Raw genomic sequence first — 2,327 nt, forward strand, 5'->3', positions numbered from 1 at the left:
GGAGGGGTCCGAGACGCCCGTACCGGTGCCGGTACCCGTACCCGTACCGCTGCCGGTGTCGGTCAGGCCCTCCTTGCCCTCCTCCTGCTCGACGGGCTGCGAACCACCGTCGGGGTCGGTGTCGTTGCCGCCACCGCCGACGCTGTCGTCGTCACCCGGGTCGGTCGGGTCCTCGGCGGGAGGCTGCTCCGCCGGAGGGTCCTCGGCGGGAGGCTCCTCGGCCGGCGGCTCCTCAGCAGGAGGCTCCTCCGCCGGAGGGTCCTCAGCGGGAGGCTCCTCCGCCGGCGGGTCCTCCGCCGGCGGGTCGGCCGGGTCCTCGGGGATCTCCGTGGGCGGGTCGGTCGGGTCCTCGACATCGAGGCCGACACCGACGCCGTTCTCGTCGGCGCTCGCGCCGACGCTCAGACCGCCCACCTCGACGCCGACATCGAGAGCCGAAGCGGCACCCGCGGCGGTCAGCGAAGCGCCGGCGGCGATCACCGCACCAGCGGCCACCCGCGCGACACGGATCCGCGTCTTCTTGGTCATCTGCCTGCTACCCCCAGATAGCTCATCGTGAATGGAGCAGCGCCTGGGGCGACGACATCAGGAGTGCTTTCGAAGCCCCCCGGTTCACATGCGCCCCAGAGATACGCATGCCGCGCGTCAGCCTTCCTGTTCTTCAAAACATCGTCAAGGCCGTTGCGACCGTGATGTCCAGATCAAGGTCATATGACGGCCGAAACAACATGTGAGTGTGACGTAAATCCCGGACATTGGGCTGCACAAAGGGCAACTGCCGTCCCATGGATGGCAGTTGCCCTGTCGACAAAGCGATGTCCGCGAAAGTCGCTTACTTCTCCCGCTGCTTGCGCCAGCGAATTCCGGCCTCCAGGAAGCCATCGATCTCGCCATTGAACACGGACTCCGGGTTGCCCACCTCGTACTCCGTACGCAGGTCCTTGACCATCTGGTACGGGTGCAGGACGTACGAACGCATCTGGTTGCCCCAGGAGTTGCCGCCATCGCCCTTGAGGGCGTTCATCTTGGCCTGCTCCTCCTGCCGGCGCCGCTCCAGCAGCTTCGCCTGCAGTACGTTCATGGCGGTGGCCTTGTTCTGGATCTGCGACCGCTCGTTCTGGCAGGAGACGACGATCCCGGTGGGAAGGTGGGTCAACCGCACCGCGGAGTCAGTGGTGTTGACACCCTGACCACCGGGCCCGGACGACCGGTACACATCCACCCGCAGCTCGGACTCGTCGATCTCGATGTGATCGGTCTGCTCGACGACGGGCAGCACCTCCACGCCCGCGAACGAGGTCTGCCGGCGCCCCTGGTTGTCGAACGGCGAGATCCTGACGAGCCGGTGCGTGCCCTGCTCCACGGACAACGTCCCGTAGGCGTACGGCACCTGGACGGCGAAGGTGGTCGACTTGATGCCGGCCTCTTCCGCATACGACGTTTCGTAGACCTCGGTCTTGTAGCCCTGCTGTTCGGCCCAGCGCAGGTACATGCGCTGGAGCTTCTCGGCAAAGTCCGCGGCGTCGACGCCGCCGGCTTCCGCGCGGATGTTGACGAGCGCCTCGCGGGAATCGTACTCCCCCGACAGCAGCGTCCGGACCTCCATCTCGTCCAGCGCCTTTTTGACGGAGGTGAGCTCCGTCTCGGCCTCGGCGCGGGTGTCCGAGTCGTCCTCCTCCTCGGCCATCTCGAAGAGCACGCTCAGATCGTCGATCCGGCTGCGCAGGGCTTCCGCCTTGCGTACCTCCGCCTGGAGGTGGCTCAGCTTGCTGGTGATCTTCTGCGCCGCTTCGGGGTCGTCCCACAGGGACGGCGCTGCCGCCTGCTCCTCGAGCACGGCGATGTCTGCCCTCAGCTTGTCGAGGTCCAGGACGGCCTCGATCGACTCCATGGTCGCGGAGAGGGACTTGAGCTCTTCGGATACATCGACAACTGCCACACCCCCAGCGTACTGGCTCCGCCAAGTGGCTCCGCCGGTTGAGCGGGGCGCCTACCCGGGGGGGTGGGTTCGGTTCATGGGCGACTGCCGGTCCGTTGTGGCTGGTCGCGCAGTTCCCCGCGCCCCTAAAAGCAAAAGCCTGCGCCTGCCCCGGGCCCCGAAGACCCCGGCGCCCCGACCAAGCCCGGGCCCCGAACAATCCCGCGCTCCCCAAAGTCCGAGCCCCGGAAAGCCCGGCCCCCCAACCTCCCGCAGTCTCCCTCCGGCGGGAGGGGTCGTGGGCCGGTGCGTCGTATGCCCGTCGCTTAGCTCCGGTCTCGGAGAACCCGCACCGTGTACCCGGCCAGGGTCGTATGCCCGGCCTGCGACGGGCTGACGCACCGGCCCA

The 2,327-nt window shown here is 67.9% G+C and carries 2 protein-coding genes; both read right to left on the bottom strand.

The window, feature by feature from the left end; all coding sequences use genetic code 11:
• Positions 1-528: hypothetical protein (locus IEZ21_RS03310; protein ID WP_189320335.1), on the bottom strand; the 528-nt coding region annotated here is incomplete at its 3' end.
• A gap of 304 nt (positions 529-832) precedes the next feature.
• On the bottom strand, positions 833-1,939 hold the full coding sequence (gene prfB, locus IEZ21_RS03315; protein ID WP_189320336.1) for a peptide chain release factor 2: 1,107 nt from the start codon (positions 1,937-1,939) through the stop codon (positions 833-835).
• Positions 1,940-2,327: the final 388 nt, after the last annotated feature.

It is taken from the genome of Streptomyces flaveus, from assembly GCF_014647675.1.
Lineage (GTDB): Bacteria > Actinomycetota > Actinomycetes > Streptomycetales > Streptomycetaceae > Streptomyces > Streptomyces flaveus.